The sequence below is a fragment of the Variovorax glucosi genome (assembly GCF_051216695.1).
Taxonomy (GTDB): Bacteria; Pseudomonadota; Gammaproteobacteria; order Burkholderiales; family Burkholderiaceae_C; genus Variovorax.
This window is the reverse complement of sequence record NZ_JBPJZE010000228.1, coordinates 1-1,192: the sequence shown is the minus strand read 5'-3', so window position 1 is coordinate 1,192 and position 1,192 is coordinate 1. Positions and strand designations below refer to the sequence as shown.

At 65.6% G+C, this 1,192-nt stretch carries 2 protein-coding genes; both read left to right on the top strand.

The features are described from left to right. The coding region (locus ACSFA3_RS24515) for a LysR substrate-binding domain-containing protein (RefSeq protein ID WP_435507977.1) at positions 1-212 on the top strand (212 nt) is incomplete at its 5' end. A gap of 123 nt (positions 213-335) precedes the next feature. After that, on the top strand, positions 336-1,192 hold an 857-nt coding region (locus tag ACSFA3_RS24510), incomplete at its 3' end, for an alpha-hydroxy acid oxidase (RefSeq protein WP_435507976.1).

The following is a 1,192-nucleotide window of genomic DNA, read 5'->3' as shown; positions in this document are numbered from 1 at the left end:
TGGCGCTCGACGCTGCCGCCGAAGACTTCGGCGTGGTGCTGATGCACCTGCGGCTGGGCAGCGCCTGGCTGGACAACGGGCGGCTGGTGCGGCTGTCGCAGCGCAGCGTGCCCTCGCCCAACGCCTACTTCCTGTGCTGGCGGCCCGGCGCCATGGAGCGCTGGGAGTGCGCGACCTTCGTCGAGTGGCTGCGCGAGGCTCTGCGCGAGTGAGGCGACCGATCTGAATTTTTTTCAGACGGGAGTCCGGCTTTTTTCAGATGGCGCGCCGGAGCGCCTGCCGATAATGGCCGGTTCGCCTTCGTCAACCCACAAGAACCAGCCAGGAGACAGCCCGTGTCCGACCTTTCCAAGATCACCAGCATCGAAGACCTGCGGGTGATCGCCAAGCGGCGTGTGCCGAAGATGTTCTACGACTACGCCGACTCCGGCGCCTGGACCGAGGGCACCTACCGCTCCAACGAGAGCGACTTCCAGAAGATCAAGCTGCGCCAGCGCGTGGCCGTGAACATGGAAGGCCGCTCCACCCGCACCACCATGGTCGGCCAGGACACCGCCATGCCCGTGGCCATTGCGCCCACCGGCCTTACCGGCATGCAGCATGCCGACGGCGAGATCCTCGGCGCCCGTGCGGCCAAGGCCTTCGGCATTCCGTTCACGCTCTCGACCATGAGCATCTGCTCGCTCGAAGACATTGCCGAGGGCACCGACCGGCACCCCTTCTGGTTCCAGCTCTACGTGATGAAGGACCGCGATTTCATCGAACGCCTGATCGAGCGCGCCAAGGCCGCTAACGTCACGGCCCTGCAGCTCACGCTCGACCTGCAGATCCTCGGGCAGCGCCACAAGGACATCAAGAACGGCCTCACGGCTCCGCCCAAGCCCACCATCAAGAACCTGATCGACCTCGCGACCAAGCCGCGCTGGTGCATGGGCATGCTGGGCACCAAGCGCCGCACCTTCTGCAACATCGCGGTCCATGCCAAGGGCTTGAAAGACCTGTCGTCGCTGTCTTCGTGGACCGCCGAGCAGTTCGACCCCGCGCTGAGCTGGGCCGACGTGGAGTGGATCAAGAAGCTCTGGGGCGGCAAGCTCATCCTCAAGGGCATCATGGACGTGGAAGACGCGCGCCTTGCAGCTTCGAGCGGCGCCGATGCGCTCATCGTGTCGAACCACGGCGGCCGGCAGCTCGA